The organism is Miniphocaeibacter halophilus, assembly GCF_016458825.1.
In the GTDB taxonomy this organism is placed as follows: Bacteria; Bacillota; Clostridia; order Tissierellales; family Peptoniphilaceae; genus Miniphocaeibacter; species Miniphocaeibacter halophilus.
Genome location: NZ_CP066744.1, coordinates 674,513 through 689,308, shown reverse-complemented (window position 1 = coordinate 689,308; position 14,796 = coordinate 674,513). Strand labels below are relative to the sequence as shown.

Annotated in this window: 15 protein-coding genes; 14 read left to right on the top strand and 1 reads right to left on the bottom strand. The window is 28.8% G+C overall.

What is annotated here, in order from left to right; translation table 11 throughout:
• Window positions 1-37: 37 nt before the first annotated feature.
• Window positions 38-1,711, top strand: coding sequence for a ribosomal protection-like ABC-F family protein (abc-f, locus tag JFY71_RS03350; RefSeq protein ID WP_243661634.1), 1,674 nt, complete (start codon window positions 38-40; stop codon window positions 1,709-1,711).
• Window positions 1,695-1,922 carry a hypothetical protein gene (locus JFY71_RS12100; protein WP_338041879.1) on the top strand — a complete coding sequence of 76 codons (228 nt, stop codon included), beginning with the start codon at window positions 1,695-1,697 and terminating at the stop codon, window positions 1,920-1,922. Before abc-f ends, JFY71_RS12100 begins: the two co-directional genes overlap by 17 nt.
• A 112-nt stretch (window positions 1,923-2,034) precedes the next feature.
• On the opposite strand, the gene JFY71_RS03340 is transcribed toward JFY71_RS12100, so the two are convergent.
• Window positions 2,035-2,466 carry an Lrp/AsnC family transcriptional regulator gene (locus JFY71_RS03340; protein ID WP_243661633.1) on the bottom strand — a complete coding sequence of 144 codons (432 nt, stop codon included), beginning with the start codon at window positions 2,464-2,466 and terminating at the stop codon, window positions 2,035-2,037.
• A 159-nt stretch (window positions 2,467-2,625) separates the two neighbouring features.
• Between JFY71_RS03340 and kynU the strand changes: the two genes are divergently transcribed.
• The 12 genes from kynU (at window position 2,626) to JFY71_RS03280 (ending at window position 14,784) form a co-directional block, all read left to right on the top strand.
• Window positions 2,626-3,909, top strand: a complete 1,284-nt coding sequence (gene kynU, locus JFY71_RS03335) for a kynureninase (RefSeq protein ID WP_243661632.1) — start codon at window positions 2,626-2,628, stop codon at window positions 3,907-3,909.
• 154 nt (window positions 3,910-4,063) lie between these two features.
• Complete coding sequence (locus tag JFY71_RS03330; protein ID WP_243661631.1) at window positions 4,064-5,275, top strand: KamA family radical SAM protein; 1,212 nt, start codon at window positions 4,064-4,066, stop codon at window positions 5,273-5,275.
• Window positions 5,276-5,428: 153 nt separating this feature from the next.
• On the top strand, window positions 5,429-6,226 hold the full coding sequence (locus JFY71_RS03325; RefSeq protein WP_243661630.1) for an ABC transporter ATP-binding protein: 798 nt from the start codon (window positions 5,429-5,431) through the stop codon (window positions 6,224-6,226).
• Entirely contained in the window at window positions 6,201-8,336 is a 2,136-nt protein-coding gene (locus tag JFY71_RS03320; RefSeq protein WP_243661629.1) for an ABC transporter permease, read from the top strand. The genes JFY71_RS03325 and JFY71_RS03320 overlap by 26 nt, the downstream gene beginning before the upstream one ends.
• The gene (locus JFY71_RS03315; protein ID WP_243661628.1) at window positions 8,333-9,019 is read left to right on the top strand and encodes a response regulator transcription factor; all 687 of its coding nucleotides are present in this window, start codon (window positions 8,333-8,335) and stop codon (window positions 9,017-9,019) included. The genes JFY71_RS03320 and JFY71_RS03315 overlap by 4 nt, the downstream gene beginning before the upstream one ends.
• Window positions 9,006-10,028: a sensor histidine kinase gene (locus JFY71_RS03310; protein ID WP_243661627.1), complete on the top strand. Its 1,023-nt coding sequence runs from the start codon at window positions 9,006-9,008 to the stop codon at window positions 10,026-10,028. Before JFY71_RS03315 ends, JFY71_RS03310 begins: the two co-directional genes overlap by 14 nt.
• A 94-nt stretch (window positions 10,029-10,122) precedes the next feature.
• Window positions 10,123-10,371 carry a hypothetical protein gene (locus JFY71_RS03305; RefSeq protein ID WP_243661626.1) on the top strand — a complete coding sequence of 83 codons (249 nt, stop codon included), beginning with the start codon at window positions 10,123-10,125 and terminating at the stop codon, window positions 10,369-10,371.
• Window positions 10,372-10,596: 225 nt separating this feature from the next.
• The gene (locus JFY71_RS03300; protein WP_243661625.1) at window positions 10,597-11,439 is read left to right on the top strand and encodes a pirin family protein; all 843 of its coding nucleotides are present in this window, start codon (window positions 10,597-10,599) and stop codon (window positions 11,437-11,439) included.
• A 134-nt stretch (window positions 11,440-11,573) separates the two neighbouring features.
• Complete coding sequence (locus JFY71_RS03295) at window positions 11,574-12,740, top strand: YncE family protein (protein WP_243661624.1); 1,167 nt, start codon at window positions 11,574-11,576, stop codon at window positions 12,738-12,740.
• A complete protein-coding gene (locus tag JFY71_RS03290; RefSeq protein ID WP_243661623.1) occupies window positions 12,733-13,536 on the top strand; it encodes a hypothetical protein in 804 nt (267 codons plus the stop codon). The genes JFY71_RS03295 and JFY71_RS03290 overlap by 8 nt, the downstream gene beginning before the upstream one ends.
• Before the next feature lie 204 nt (window positions 13,537-13,740).
• Window positions 13,741-14,241, top strand: a complete 501-nt coding sequence (locus tag JFY71_RS03285) for a YcxB family protein (protein WP_243661622.1) — start codon at window positions 13,741-13,743, stop codon at window positions 14,239-14,241.
• 36 nt (window positions 14,242-14,277) lie between these two features.
• The gene (locus JFY71_RS03280; RefSeq protein ID WP_243661621.1) at window positions 14,278-14,784 is read left to right on the top strand and encodes a YcxB family protein; all 507 of its coding nucleotides are present in this window, start codon (window positions 14,278-14,280) and stop codon (window positions 14,782-14,784) included.
• Window positions 14,785-14,796: the final 12 nt, after the last annotated feature.

Genomic DNA, 14,796 nt, shown 5'->3' with positions numbered 1-14,796 from the left:
TTTTTTATATATAATTTCAAATATAAGGAGAATTAAGATGATAGAAATATCTTTAAATAATATAGAGAAAAACTTTGGAATAAAAAACGTTCTAAAGGATTTGGATTTACAGATAAATAAAGGGGAAAAAATAGGAGTTGTAGGAGAAAATGGTTCAGGAAAAACAACTATATTTAAAATAATTTCAGGCTATGAATTCATTGACAAGGGAACGGTTTTTATTAGTAAAAATAGCAGAGTAGGATACTTAGAGCAGGTACCTAATTATTCATCAAATAGTACAGTAAGAGATATTTTAAATTTAGCCTTCAAAGAAGAAGAGAAAAAAAGAGAAGAACTTAGGCTACTGGAAAATAAAATGAAGGACTTAGATGGAGTAGAATTAGAAAAAATTCTTAAAGAATATGGAGAATTACAGGAGGAATTTGAATTAATAGGCGGCTATAATATAGAAGAAAAGTTAAGTAAAATAACAGTTGGTCTTGGAATAGACGAAAATATTATAAATTCAAAATTTAATACTTTAAGTGGAGGGGAAAAAACTACAGTATTACTTGGGAAAATATTATTAGAGTCTCCGGATATTTTATTATTAGATGAGCCAACAAATCATTTGGATATGGAGTCAATAGATTGGTTGGAAAACTATATTTCCAATTATAATGGAACTGTCATTACAATATCCCATGACAGATATTTTCTCGACAAGGTTGTTTCAAAAATAGTAGAAATATCCAACAAAAAAGCAAATATATTCTTCGGAAATTATACCTATTACTCAAAGGAAAAAGAAAGACTTTTTGAAGAGGAATTAAAGAAATTTGAAAATCAACAAAAAGAAATAAAATCCATGGAGGAATCCATAAAAAGAATGAAGGATTGGGCAGCTAGGGGAGACAATGAAAATATGTTTCGTAGAGCTTTTAGTATGGAAAAAAGGCTTAACAAAATGGAAGTTCTAGACAAACCTTCAAAGGAAAGCAATATAAGGTTAAATTTCGAAATTAAGGATAGGTCAGGAAAGGAAGTTTTAAATATTAGGGATATTTCTAAAAGCTATGGGAACAAGCTTCTTTTTCAAGATTTGAATATGAATATTAAATTTAAGGACAAGGTGTCCATAATAGGGAAAAATGGCACTGGTAAAACTACTATAATAAAAATGATTCTAGGTAAAGAAAAACAGGATAAGGGAGAAATCAAAATAGGTTCCAATGTTAAAATAGGTTATTTAGAACAAAATATTACATTTAAAGATGAAAACAAAAATATTTTAGATACCTTTAGATATGATTTCTTATTTTCAGAAGAAGAGGCTAGGAGAATTTTAGCTAAATTTTTATTTTATGGAGAAGATGTTTTCAAAAAGGTTAAAGATCTTTCAGGAGGAGAAAGGGCAAGACTTAGACTTTGTCAATTAATGCATAAGGAAATAAATACACTAATATTAGATGAGCCAACAAATCATTTAGATATTTTGAGCCGAGAGATGTTAGAGGATACTTTAATGGAATTTAAGGGAACTTTAATTTTTATTTCCCATGACAGATACTTTATAAATAAACTAGCCAATATAATTTATGAGCTATCAGATAAAAGATTTAAGCAATTTCTAGGAAATTATGATTATTATATTGAAAAAAAGACAGAAGAAAAAACAAGAGTAGAAAACATTGAAATAAAAGAAAAGAAAAATTTTTCTAAAAAATAATAAAAATATAAAAAAGAAAAAGAATCCTATAAAAATAAAATTAATAGAAGATGAAATCACTGTTTTTGATGAGAAAATTGAAAAAATAGAAGAAGAGATGGAATTATTTGCAAGGGATTTTGTAAAATTAAATGAATTATTAAATGAAAAGAGTAGTATTGAAGAAAAACTTAGTGAATTAATGGAAGAATGGATAAGGTTAAATGAGTAGTAGTATTATTTTAAGCTTGAACCTTAGTAATAAAGTCCATTTTTATTTATACAGTTAGCTAACACCTGCATTTGCAGGTGTTAGTTTTTATAGTGTTGTACTGGATTAGAAATTATAATAGATTATTATTTTTTATTTCATCTAAAATTAAATAGGTTTCAGCTTCACCATGTTTTTTTAATTCAAGTAGAATTTCTTCAAGTTCTTCAAGGTTTTTGCAATATCCTTTTAAAAAGTAGTTATATTTACCGGTTAAGGAATATATTTTGCTAATATTGGAATATTTTTCTAGATTTTTTGAAAAATCATCATAATGAATTTTCAAATCCTTTAAGGCAATGAAAAAGGGCAGGGAAAAACCTAATTTTTTAAAATCAATATTAATGGTATATTCCTTAATAATATTATTATCTTCTAATTTTTCAATTCTTTGTTTTACTGAAGGTTCTGACATATTTACTTCTTTAGAAATTTGCCTAATAGGTAAACGACTATTTTTTTCCAATAATTTTAATATTTTTATATCTGTAATATCTAAATTCATAAATTGCTCCTAAATATAATAACTAAATTTTATCATATTAAATAAAATAATAAATAAACTTTTATTTTAAAAGGAAAAGGACAAATAAGCTAATATTATATATGTATTTATTTTTTTAAAACCAATAGAATTAAAGTAAGAAGAAATAGGAGGTAGAAAATGGAATATAATTTTAAAGACGGATTGGATTTTGCCAAAGAATTAGATGAAAAGGATGATTTAAAAGAATATAGAAATCATTTTTATTTAAAGGAAGATGAAATTTACATGGATGGTAATTCCTTAGGTTTAGCTTCAAAAGAAGGGGAAAAGTCCTTACTTAAAATGCTTGATATTTGGAAAGAGGAAGCTATTAAAATTTGGAATATAGAAAATGGAAAATACCATCAATACTCTAAACATATAGCAAAAAAAATGGCTCCTTTAGTTGGGGCTAATGAAAATGAAGTTGTTATTACAGGAAGTACTACTTCCAATATTCATCAGGCAATAAGTACCTTTTATAAACCTACAAAGGAAAGATATAAAATATTAGTCGATGATTTAAATTTTGCCTCAGATAGATATGCAGTAGATAGTCAAATTAGAATTCACGGTTTAAAAGTGGAAGATGCTGTAAAAGTTGTAAAATCCGATGATGGAAAATATATTAACGAAGATAAGATTATAGAAGCAATGACAGAAGATGTTTCCTTAATACTATTACCAACTATTCTGTACAGATCATCACAAATATTGGATATGAAAAGATTAACAGAGGAGGCACATAAGCGTAATATCATTATAGGCTTTGACCTGTGTCATGCTATAGGAGCAATCGAAATAGACTTTTCAGACATAAAGCCGGATTTTGCAGTATGGTGTACCTATAAGTATTTATCAGGTGGACCAGGTTCTATTGCAGGCTTATATATAAACGAAAAACATTTTGAAAAACTACCGGGAATGGCCGGTTGGTATGGAAATAAGTTGGAAACACAATTTCAATTAAAACAAGAATTCGATCATCAAGAAGATGCTAGTGGATGGCAAATAGGTACCCCTTCTTTATTTTCTATGGCACCCTTAGATGGAGTACTAGATATTTTTAATGAAATAGGAATGAAAAAAATCAGGGAAAAATCTTTAAAGCTAACGGCTTATTTTATGTATTTAGTAGATAATAAATTAAGCAAATATGGATATAAAATCGACAACCCTCGAGAAGACAGAAAAAGAGGTGGACATATTTGCCTAACTCATAATAAGGCCTATCAAATAAGTGTTGCCTTAAGGGATTTAGGGGTAATTCCGGATTTTAGAGAACCAAATGTAATAAGAATAGCCCCTATTGCCTTATATAATACCTTCGAAGAGGTTTATAAGGTAGTAGAAATATTAGAAAAAATTGCTGCTGAAAAAATATATGAAGAGTACAGCGAAATTAGAAAAACAGTAATATAAATATTTTAAATCTATTAATAGGAAGAAGTTTTAATATTGTATAAAAACGTTTATGTTATAATATTATTGTGATTAGTTAAAGATATAAAAAACAAAACTATAGTACTTGTTTATTAAGGAAGTTGTAATTACTACTAGAAAGGGGAATACAACTATGGACTATAGAAAACATTTAAAAAGCACAATTAATGATTATTTAAATATTAAGGACAATATTAAAACAGGAATTGAAAGAAAAGAAGAAATAGAAAAAAACAAGAAGGTAATTTTAGAAAAACTCAATGGAAGAGAAGAGGATTGGAAAGATTACAAGTGGCAATTAAAAAATAGAATAGATAATGCAGAAAAATTAAAAAAAATATTTCCATTAACAGATGAAGAAATTAAAGAAGTAGACAAGGTAGCAAGTGTTTATAGATTTGCTATATCGCCTTATTATCTTTCACTTATTGACACTAAAGATTTTAAAGATCCAATAAAATTACAAGCCATACCATCAGGGAAAGAATTAATTGGCCATGGTGATTTAGACCCTATGGATGAAAAAGGAACAACACCGGTAGAAGGAATAACAAGAAGATACCCTGACAGATTAATTGTAAAGGTAACGAATCAATGTGGAATGTATTGTAGATTTTGCCAAAGAAGAAGGTTAATTGGAGAAACTGATCACCATATAGACAGAAACACATTAGAAAAAGATATTGAATATATTAGAAACAATGAAGAAATAAGGGATATATTGTTAACTGGTGGTGACGCTTTTATGTTGTCAGACAGTACAATAGAATGGCTTTTACAAGAGTTGCGTTCTATTCCTCATGTTGAAATTATACGTTTTGGAACAAGAACACCTGTTACTTTACCTCAAAGGGTAACAGATAATTTAGTTAATATTTTGAAAAAATATCATCCAATCTATGTAAACACGCACTTTAATTCACCGGCTGAAATAACAGAAGAATCCAAGGAGGCTTGTGAAAAACTGGCTAATGCAGGAATTCCTTTAGGAAATCAAATGGTTTTATTAAATGATGTAAATAATGACCCGATGGTTGTAAGAAAACTAAACCAGGCACTTTTAACTATTAGGGTAAAACCATATTATATCTTCCATACTAAACCAGTAAAAGGTACAGAACATTTTTGGTGTAAAGTAGAAGAAGGTTTAGATATTATGGAATCCTTAAGAGGAAGAACGTCAGGAATGGCAATTCCTACATATATTGTAAATGGTCCAGGTGGACTAGGAAAAACTCCGGTGTTGCCAAATTATTTACAATATATAGGTAGAGATAAGGCCTATTTTAGAAATTGGAATGGAGTTCCTTTTGAAATAGAAAATAAATTTGATGATATTGAATGATTATTTAGAAGATTATATAATAGGCCTAGGTTAATTAACGTTAATCTGAGAGATACCTAATTAGGTATCTCTTTTTTAATTCTTACATTCATTGTAACTGTTATTTTCTTAGTTTCGATTATAGAATAAAGATAATAGCAAATGGAGGTTATTATGAAAAATTTAAATAAATTACTTCAAATAAGGAATTTAAAGAAAGTCTATGGTAGTGGGCAGAATAGCACACATGCTTTACGAGGCATGAATTTAGATGTTATTCCAGGGGAGTTTCTAGGAATTATGGGGCCCAGTGGTTCAGGGAAGACGACTCTCCTCAACTGTGTCGCCACGATGATAAAGCCTACTTCCGGTGAAATTATATTAGATGAGATGGATATTACAAAGCTATGGGGAGATGAGTTGTCTAACTATAGAGGAAATAAAATCGGATACTTGTTTCAAGAATTTGAATTGCTGGATAATTTAACTTCTGAAGAAAATATTATTTTACCTCTATCTATCCACAATGAATCTCGTAAAAAGATGGATATGAAGTTAAAAAGAATAGCTGAACAATTAGATATTGTAGATATTTTAAAGAAATTTCCATCCCAGCTTTCAGGTGGCCAGAAACAAAGGGTAGCAGCATCTAGGGCCTTAATTACAAACCCGGCAATAGTCTTAGCCGATGAGCCTACAGGTTCTTTAGATAGTAAAAACGGTAGGATTTTAATGGAGAAGCTAAGCTATATTAATAAGGAGGAAGGGAGCAGTATTTTAATGGTAACTCATGATGCAAATGCGGCAAGTTACTGTTCAAGGATTTTATTTATACAAGATGGTTTGGTCTTTCATGAATTAAGAAGGGAAATTCCTGAGGAATCTCAGGAAAAATTTTATGAGAGAATTATAGATATAATGGGACAGTTAGGAGGAGGTAGTAAGAATGTTCTCACATTTAATAAAGGGTAATAGCAAAAGGCTAAGAAGGGAAAATAGAATATATTTTTCTACTTTAATTATAGCAATTATAGCCTTTTATATAATTTTATCTCTAGGAGAACAAAATGTGGTTAAATTTTTAAGGACCATGGAAACTGATGCTATTGAAAGGTTTCTTGCTATTATATCCGCCTTATACCTAGTATCCCTAGTAATAATGTTCTTTCTAACGTATTTTGCCAACAAACACCAGTTGGATAATAGGAAGAAGGAATTTGGCATCTATTTGATGATGGGTATGAAGAGGAGAAGATTATTCTCCATGATATTGTTGGAGAATTTAAGAAACGGCCTAATCGCATTGATTATAGGAATTCCCATATCAATTTTGATTACGGAGATGATAAGTCTAGCTAGCTCCAAATTGGTAGGGATGGGAATAGTAGGCTATAGCTTTAGCATATCCCTATCGGGACTTATGTTTACGATTATAGGTTTTATAATAATTCAATTATTGGCCTTGATCATATTGAGCTTTAAAATTATAGAAATGGAGCCCTATGTATTAATAAATGGGAAAAAGGAGGAGAATCAAAAAATATCCTCTAGGAAGAGTAGAGGTCTCAACTTTATTATAGGGATTATATTTCTAGGGATAGCCTACATTCTAGGGATGAATTTTTATAATCCAGAGTCAGGAAGTTTAGGAGGAGTTATTATATCCTATATATCCATTCTAGGTGTATTCTTCTTTGGAATATTGGGAGTGTTTTTGTTCTTCAAGGGATTTGGAGGATTTATGGGAAATTATATTAGGAGAAAATCCATGAATTCCTCGGGGTTATATATTTTTACAGGAAGGCAATTACAGGAGAATGTTCTAAAGGAATATGTTTCTATGGCAATATCATCCTTGTTAGTCCTAATATCAATACTGTGTTTTATATATGGGATATCCGTAATCTCTGGAAGAGAAACAGAACCAAAAAGAGTTGTCGACTTTACCTTTGAAGTATTGGAAGAAGAGAGCAAGTCAAAGCAAGAAGAACTCGAGAATATAATGAATGCAAAGGGGATAAAACCCTATATAAAGGATTATTATCCTATGAAGATAAGCAATATATCCTTTTCGTTACTGGTAGATGGTGCAGAGCAAGAGGATTTTATAGGAGAATACGAGCATAGCATAGATTGGTCTAATCCTTTGGAATTATTAAAAAAAGAGGAGGATTCTGTAGCCAAGGAGAATCTATTGGAATCTCTGAAGAATAATTATGTAGACCATGGAATATCCCTTGAAAGTTACAACGGATTATTGAAATCCATAGGACAGGATGAAATACTTCTTAAAGAAGATGAAATTGCAATTTTTGTAGGTCCGGTTGGAATAAATAGTAAGGAGATTTGGGAAAATATCCTAAAAGATAGTCCTACTATAAAAATAGATAATAGGGAATATAGATTGAAGCCAAAATTATTTACAGATAATGTAGTTGCAGATAGAAAGATAAATCTGATAACGGCACTAATACTTCCCGATAAATTGTACAATGAGTTGGTCCATAATCCGGACCATGTACCTTACTGGAATATGAATATAAGGGATGAAATAATAGAGGAAAAGGGATTGATGCAAGCAGTTATGGAAGTGGATAATATACTTAAAGATCACAATCTTGAATATGAATCCTTTCTTTCAAGCATAGGTCGCAGCTTGTTCTTTACGGTGGCAGGATCCTATACATCCCTATACTTGGGAATACTTTTTTTAATAGTAGCTAATACGGTTCTAGCCATTAAATTTTTAATGCAACAGGAAAATACTATAAATAGATATAAAATCGTATCCTACTTGGGAGCAAGTCGGGATATTTTAAAAAAATCCGCTAGAAAACAGATTTGGGTTTACTTTCTTATGGTTATAGGACTTGCTATAGTGAATTCCGTCTTTGGAACTATAACATTATTTGGAGATTTCTTCATGGATTCCAAGGAGATGAATATGGATAAAGTTATTATTATGGCGATAGTCACCGGAATACTCTTTATTATTTTAGAATTTTGTTATATAGTAATAATTCAAAGAAAAAGTGATAAAGAGGTGGAAAAGGCAGTAGACAATTTTGGGAGGCAGGCATGAACAGGATTGTTATAGTTGAAGATGATATTTTTCTACGGGATGAAATTGAGAATATTTTAATAAAACGGGGATACTCAGTAAAGAGTATCTCTTCTTTTCATAATATAGTCGAAGATATTGAAAGTGAATATCCGGACTTGGTAATATTGGATATAAATCTTCCGGGAATATCCGGTTTTGAAATTTGTAGAAAATTAAAGGCCAAAGGAATAGGGCCTATTCTAATTTTAACTTCAAGGGATTCCTTAGAGGATGAGTTACAAGGCTTGGATTTAGGAGGGGATGATTATTTAATAAAACCATGTCATCCAGACAGGTTGATTGCAAGGGCGAATAACTTGATTGAATTATATTCTAATATGAAGAGAGTATTGAAATTGGAGGATTTGAAGATAGAAGAAGATACAAATACTTTACACTATAAGGATAATTCCATAAATTTAACGGAAAATGAGAGTATTATTCTAAAGGAGTTAATAAAGATTTCTCCATCAGTTTTAACTAAGGAGGAATTGTACAAAATTCTCTGGGGAGGCTCAAAATATGTTGACGAAAATATAATTCAAGTCAATATAACAAGACTTAGAAGAACTTTGGAGAAAGTTGGGCTAAAAGATATAATTATAAATATTAGAGGTATAGGCTATAAATTGGAGTTGGAGAATAAATATGAAGATAAATAGGTTGTTTGAATCTATAAGGGATAATTTACTATGGATAACTATAATAGTCATAACAAATCTTTTTTTTATATTCCTTGGCTGGATATCCTATCCGGAAAATTTTGTTGAATTGGTCTATGTAATGATATTATTTTCAATAATAGTAATGGGAATAGTATTTGTTGTTATATTAATGAATAAGAAGAAGGTTGAAGAATATTATTTTCAAATGTTGTTGAATCCGTCAGAAGAAAATGAAAGAAAGTTGTTGAATCTTTCTCCTAAAAGTGAATGGCATAGGATAATAGAATTAGGAAGTAGATTGAGGGAATATAGGGATAAGGTAGAAAAATCTAAAGAAGATTTAGAGGGTTTTAAGGAATTTATGGAGAAATGGGTTCATGAAATAAAAACTCCTATATCTTTAATGACTTTTGTATTGGATAATAGAAGAGATGAAATCTCCCAAGAGGTTTATAAAAAACTTAATTATGCAAGAATTTCAATAGATGATAATGTGGAACGGATTATGTACTATGGAAGGCTTGGAGGAGATCACAGGGATTATAGATTTGAAAGAATTGATTTAAAAACAACTATTGGGGATATTCTAAAGGGATTAAATGAACTTATAGAGGTTAAAGGAATAAATATTCGGTTGAATTTAAATTGTGAGTATATATTTAGCGACGAGAAAAATCTAAGGTTTATAATTCATCAAATTATAATCAATTCTATAAAATACTTGAATAAGGAAAATGAAAATCTCATAGAAATCTCATCTGGAGAATTTGAAGAAGGTTATTATCTTAAGATAGAAGATAATGGTCAAGGGGTGTTAGAATCAGATATTCCCTTCATATTTGATAAAGGTTTTACAGGTTATGACTTAAATCAAAAGAAGTCTACAGGAATAGGACTTTATCTTGTAAAGAGGATTTGTGATGAAATGAATATAGGTTTGGAGTGGAGTTCAGAAAAGGACAGGGGATTTAGTATAGGATTATACTTTCCCAAAATTGATAAGTAATAGTTTGTAAGTTGTAGAGTTTAATCTAACTATTTTAGTTAACTAGCTATTAAAATATTAAAGGTAAAAACTTCTAATTAAATAAGAGGCAAATATGAATTATTTTAAAATATCAGATAAATTTACTGTTAAGAAACTAAATATGAAAAATATCAATGAAATTTATAGGCTTTGTAAAACAAATCCCCAATATTATGAATACTCTAAGGGAAAACTAAGTAGGGAATTTGTTCTGAAGGATTTAAAGGCCTTACCTAAAGGTAAAGATTACAATGATAAATATTATTTAGGATTTTATGAGGGTAATAAGTTAGTTGCAGTAATGGATTTAATAGATAAATAGCCGGATTTAATAAGGTTTTTAATTAAAGAAAATTTTATAAAAATAAGATTAGGTATAATTGAAAATAATATTGAAGCTATAAAGTTTTGGGAAAAGATAGGCTTTATATATGAAAATCAAAAAATAGAAGATAAAAAATATAATATTTTAATATATGAAATGAAAATTAATACTAGATAGTGATATTTTTCAAGAATTTGGGTATATAGTAGCGGAGGTGATAAAATGAAAAAAAGGGAAGTTATAGATACAGTAAAGGGTTTTAGAACTCAAGATGGAGCAGGAGTTAGTCTAGTAAGGGTTTTAGGTCACAGTACAGTTGGGGATTTTGATCCGTTTTTAATGTTAGACTCTTTCGATTCAGAAAATCCAGATGATTATATTGCAGGTTTTCCAACCCATCCTCATAGGGGAATAGAAACGATAACTTATTTAGTAAATGGTGAAATGGACCATGAGGATACTTTAGGAAATAAAGGAAAGATTTTATCGGGAGATGCTCAATGGATGACAGCCGGTAGCGGAATTTTACATTCAGAAATGCCAAAACCTACAGATAGATTATTGGGTTTACAATTATGGATTAACCTACCAAAAGATGATAAAATGACAACTCCTAAATATTTTGATATTAAAGCAAAGGATATGCCTACTAAGGATTATGGTGATTATACGGTTAAGGTTATATCAGGAGAATTTGATGATTTAAAAGGTGCAACACCACATCATCTTCAAGCGACCTTATATGATATTGCTTTAAAAAATGGTAAGAAAATTGAAATACCAACTAAACCAAATGAAAAGGTGTTTATTTTTACTTTACTTGGTGAATGTAAAATAGATGGTAAACTCTATGATGAAAAAACAGCTATTTTATTTAATCAAGGAGATTCTATTGAAGTAGAAGGAGCGTCAGATGATTTAAGATTTACATTTTATTCTGCTCCAATATTAGATGAAGATGTAGCTTGGGGTGGTCCTATTGTTATGAATACTCGTGAGGAACTAAATCAAGCTTTTATTGAGTTAGAAGAAGGAACTTTCATTAAAGAAAGACCAGAAGAATAATTCCATTATACACTAGTAGTATTATGGTGTTGTTAAAATAAAATATATATAAATAAGGGCTAAGTATTGAATGTTTTAACCAATATTAATGCCCTTATATTTTGTTAGTATATTAAAACTTAAGGGGAATTATATTGGATAGAAAGTTAAATAAAGAAAGTATATTTATTTTAATAGCTACTTTTGTTTTAACATTAATATTTTTATTAGTGTTTGGATGGGGTGAAGCTAATATTGAAATATATACATATGAGCCAAAAACAAATTTAGTTGAAACAAATTCTGATCCTGTATATTCGGAAGAAATATTTGCAAAAACCTTGCAAGAATATCCTGAGGTAAATGATTTGACTTTATTTGAAGATATTGTTAATAATGATAAGGCAACTATAGACTACAGTGATATTCCCGTTATGCCAGGATTAAAAGCAACTAAAACACTAAATAATTTAAATGAAAAAACAGAAATGTGCACTTCCATGACTCCTCAAGGAGTTACTATTGCAGAAGATTATTTAATAACTTCAGCATATGATAGTCATGGTATTCATAATTCTGTTTTATATGTGCAGGATATTAATACAAATGAATTAATTAAAACAATTGTCTTAAAAGGTAAACCTCATGTTGGTGGAATAGCTTATAATCATAAATCTAAGGAACTTTGGGTTTGTGGAAGAAGAAAGAACAGGGCGGAAATTTTTTCAATTAAATTGGAAGATATTGAAAAATATGATTTTAATAAAAAGAATAAACCTATTAAATATAATCAAAGGGTATTGTTAAATAATATTAGTAGAGCTTCCTATATAACATATTTTGAAGATGCCCTTTATGTTGGATTCTTTAATCCTTTAGGTAAGGGTAGTGTTAAACAGTATTTACTAAATGAAGATGGGGAAGTAGAAGGACAATACTCTTTTGAAAATTTAATAGATAAATTCAATATATTAGCAGATGCAATTTCCAGTGAAGATACCTTAGAAAAAGTCCAAGGTATAGCCTTTTTTGAAGATTATAGTATTTTAGCTCAATCCTATGGACCGGGGGAATCTAAGTTATATATTTTCAATAAGGATTTAAATAAGAGCATATATCATAGTTCAGATGCCTTGGCAGAGTTTACAATGCCATCCCACTTAGAACAAATTTATGAAAATGACGGATATTTATATATGGTATTTGAATCAGCAGCAAATAAATATCGTAAGTCCAGTAAAAATAAAATAGATAGAATTATTTCAATAGATTTAGAGGGATTTATTAGATTGGTTTTAGAGGAGGAGGTAAGTAATGAATAAGTATACTAGTAAAGAGTCTGTAGACTGGCCTTATCTTTTTTCTAAAAACAATTATAGATTAACCATAAACCAATGGATAAAAGTCTTTTCTGTAATGTGGTTGACCTATCTTTTATTTAATACAATAAATCCCATAACTAAAATAATAGCAAGGGCAGAGGCGAATTTATTATTTGATTCAGGCATTAGTGATATTGTTATTATTTTGTTAACGGGCTTTGTATACTTGTCTTTGATAACTTTAGGTGTAGTTTGGGCAAGTGGTTTTCATGGACTAAAAAGATTATTTGCAAAACCAAGACTAGGAAATATTTGGTATATTATTTTATATGGGCTGTTATTTATAATTTTTACAAATATAGGAAATATAATAGCGGAATTTATTCCCTATTCATTTGAAATAGACATAACAAATACTTTAGAAGCAGCTCAATTTGAAAGTATAGCTTTGTTTATTATTACTTCAATATATTATTTTTTCATATATTTTGCACATCAAATAATAAATATAATGATATTTTTCGCCATGTATCAACTGTTATGCAAACTAATACCAAAAAACAAAAAGATAATAATGTTTCTTACCTATATTTTTTCAAGTATAATAGCAGGAGCTTTAACAACAACACCGGTAAACGGATTTGTTTTTCACAATATACTTATAGGTGGATTAGGTCAAATTCCCTTATATTGGGCATTTAGAAAATCAAAAAATATTTTAATACCAACTATTTCAGTTTTTTTAGCAAATGGTATAACAATGTTTTTTATACTGAAGATGGTATCCTTTTTTTAACAATTAAATAAAAAAACTTAATACACTATTTAAGCAAATTGACCATTTTAAATAGTGTATTTTTGTTTATTAGAAAAACTATAGGGTAAAATCAATATAATTGCTTTAATAATATAAAAAGATATAGTTAGGTTTTTATTTAAACAAGAGAATTATTTATAAGAACATATCCTACAAAAAGAGTAAGAAATAGAAGGTGATTTTATGGAACCGGAACTTTTATATAGAAATGAATATATATTAAAAAAAGAAGATTTGAAAAAGTTTTATAATTTAATATTTGCAAAATATAAGATTATACTTTTTACAATAGGAATTGTTGGAATAATTATTGGATTTTTATTTTTAAGGGCCAAAGAAGAGATTATTGGTATTATTTTATTGCTTGTAAGTATATTTGTAATGGGAATGTCCTTTTATATAGTTAGGTATTTGGTAAAAAAGAGACATCTTAATTTACAATATATTATAAAATTTTATAATACTAATTTAATATTAACAGTTGGTGAAAATAAAGAAAATATAAGGTATGAATTAATTGAGAAGGTATTAGAAGTAGATGATGCTTTTTATCTTATGATTTCTAGTAGGGATGGAATAATAGTAAAGAAGAAGTCTTTTGTTAAAGGAAGTTATAACAAATTTTATGATTTCATAAATAAAAAGGTAAAAACAGAGGAAATAATAGAAGTAAAAGGAGGTTGAGGAATTTAATTAAACAGTTTGTTTAGTTAAAAAATTATGAGCAATCAAGTATTATTTGAAAATAAGTACGATTTTGATGATAAATCATTAAAAAAATATGTAAAAACAATAACTAAAGGTTCGAGAATATCGGCATTATTTGTAACTGTTGCAGGTGTAATATTCGCAATTATGGAATATAGGAATAATAGTAAAATATTTAGTGCTGTTTTAGGTGGGATAGCCATTGTAGGATTATTGGCTTATTTTATAACTGTACCTAGGACTTTGAAAAATATAAGAAATCAAGAAAACATACTTTCTGAAAAAATTATACAGATTACCTTCAATCATATGAATATTTTTGAAAATAATAAAGAAAGAAAGGTAAAATTTGGAGAGATAGTTAGTGTTTTGGAAGATGATGAAAGTATGTACCTTATGGTAGATAAAACCAAGGGTGTAATAATAAAAAAATCGGGTTTCACCAAGGGAACTTTTGAAGAATTTAAAAAATTTATAGATAAGAAATTTATTAGACAGCAGCCAACAACTGGTGGCTGAGGACTTTGTCGT

What these genes read in the sequence shown, in the direction of transcription:
- JFY71_RS03310 (WP_243661627.1), top strand. Translation starts at nt 9,006, where the DNA reads ATGAAGATAAATAGGTTGTTTGAATCTATAAGGGATAATTTACTATGG.
- JFY71_RS03300 (WP_243661625.1), top strand. Translation starts at nt 10,597, where the DNA reads ATGAAAAAAAGGGAAGTTATAGATACAGTAAAGGGTTTTAGAACTCAA.
- JFY71_RS03315 (WP_243661628.1), top strand. Translation starts at nt 8,333, where the DNA reads ATGAACAGGATTGTTATAGTTGAAGATGATATTTTTCTACGGGATGAA.
- JFY71_RS03330 (WP_243661631.1), top strand. Translation starts at nt 4,064, where the DNA reads ATGGACTATAGAAAACATTTAAAAAGCACAATTAATGATTATTTAAAT.
- JFY71_RS03280 (WP_243661621.1), top strand. Translation starts at nt 14,278, where the DNA reads ATGAGCAATCAAGTATTATTTGAAAATAAGTACGATTTTGATGATAAA.
- JFY71_RS03285 (WP_243661622.1), top strand. Translation starts at nt 13,741, where the DNA reads ATGGAACCGGAACTTTTATATAGAAATGAATATATATTAAAAAAAGAA.
- JFY71_RS03325 (WP_243661630.1), top strand. Translation starts at nt 5,429, where the DNA reads ATGAAAAATTTAAATAAATTACTTCAAATAAGGAATTTAAAGAAAGTC.
- JFY71_RS03305 (WP_243661626.1), top strand. Translation starts at nt 10,123, where the DNA reads ATGAATTATTTTAAAATATCAGATAAATTTACTGTTAAGAAACTAAAT.
- JFY71_RS03290 (WP_243661623.1), top strand. Translation starts at nt 12,733, where the DNA reads ATGAATAAGTATACTAGTAAAGAGTCTGTAGACTGGCCTTATCTTTTT.
- JFY71_RS03320 (WP_243661629.1), top strand. Translation starts at nt 6,201, where the DNA reads ATGTTCTCACATTTAATAAAGGGTAATAGCAAAAGGCTAAGAAGGGAA.
- abc-f (WP_243661634.1), top strand. Translation starts at nt 38, where the DNA reads ATGATAGAAATATCTTTAAATAATATAGAGAAAAACTTTGGAATAAAA.
- kynU (WP_243661632.1), top strand. Translation starts at nt 2,626, where the DNA reads ATGGAATATAATTTTAAAGACGGATTGGATTTTGCCAAAGAATTAGAT.
- JFY71_RS03340 (WP_243661633.1), bottom strand. Translation starts at nt 2,466, where the DNA reads ATGAATTTAGATATTACAGATATAAAAATATTAAAATTATTGGAAAAA.